The 1,128-nt window shown below is 64.6% G+C and carries 1 protein-coding gene; it reads left to right on the plus strand.

Translation table 11 applies throughout. From position 1 onward, the window contains the following. Window positions 1-1,027, plus strand: a 1,027-nt coding sequence (locus tag IL54_RS21975; protein WP_037480844.1) for an AI-2E family transporter, incomplete at its 5' end; no start/stop codon positions are given. Window positions 1,028-1,128 lie beyond the last annotated feature (101 nt).

Genomic DNA, 1,128 nt, shown 5'->3' on the forward strand with positions numbered 1-1,128 from the left:
CCTGCCGCTGACCGCCGCTTTGGTGATCGCGATCGCGCTGGTGCCGTTGCTGGAGTGGATGGAGCGACGCCGGTTGCCGTCGGGGCTGGCGGCGTTGCTGGCGCTGATCGGCTTCCTGCTGGTCGCCAATACGGCGCTGGTGCTGATCATCGTGCCGGCAACCGACTGGTTCCGCATATTGCCCGAACGATTGCCGCAGATTCAGGCCAATCTCGCGCCGCTCATCGACTTCTACGCCAATTTGCAGCGGTTCGTGGATGAAACCGTGCGGATGCTGGCGACCGGGCCGGTGGCGGCGGCGCAGACGGCGGCGATCGACACGCCGCGCTCGTTGCTGCAATTTGCTGCCGCCTCCGCGCCGTCCGCCATCGTCCAGATGGTGTTCGCGCTGCTCATCATCTATTTCTTCCTTGCCGGATGGACGCGCCTGCGCCGTCGCACGATCAACAGCCGCGACAGTTTCGACGGCGCGCTGGCGGTCGCGCGGGTGATACAGAATGTGGTCGATGCGACGTCGGCCTATGTCATCACCATCGCGACGATCAACCTGGGGCTGGGGCTGGCGGTCGCCGTTTCGCTCTGGCTGATCGGGATGCCGTCGCCCTGGATGTGGGGTGGCATCGTCGCGTTGTTGAACTTCATTCCCTATTTCGGGCCGATGCTCGCGGCCGTGCTGCTGGGGCTGGGCGGCCTGATGGTGTTCGACGATATCTGGGTGGCGTTGCTGCCTGCGGCCTTGCAGGTCGGTTTCCACATGGTCGAGGCCAATGTGGTGACGCCGACCGTGCTGGGGCGGCGGTTGACGATGAATCCGCTGCTGATCCTGGTGTCGCTGGCCTTTTGGGGATGGGTGTGGGGGACGCCCGGCGCGTTACTGGGCGTGCCGCTGCTGATCATCATCCAGACCGTGGTGCAGGCAGCGGGAACGCCCGATATTGCCGGTTTCCTGTTCGAGCAGGGGACGCTGACGGTTGCGCCGCGCAAAGAAAATGACGAGAATGGCAAAACAGCCGAAACGGACGGTTGACAGTTTTGGCGCGCGCCCATAGACGGCGCTTCCACACCGAACGCGGGTGTAGCTCAGTTGGTTAGAGTGCCGGCCTGTCACGCCGGAGGTCGCGGGTTCGA

Source organism: Sphingobium sp. ba1 (genome assembly GCF_000743655.1).
Lineage (GTDB): Bacteria > Pseudomonadota > Alphaproteobacteria > Sphingomonadales > Sphingomonadaceae > Sphingobium.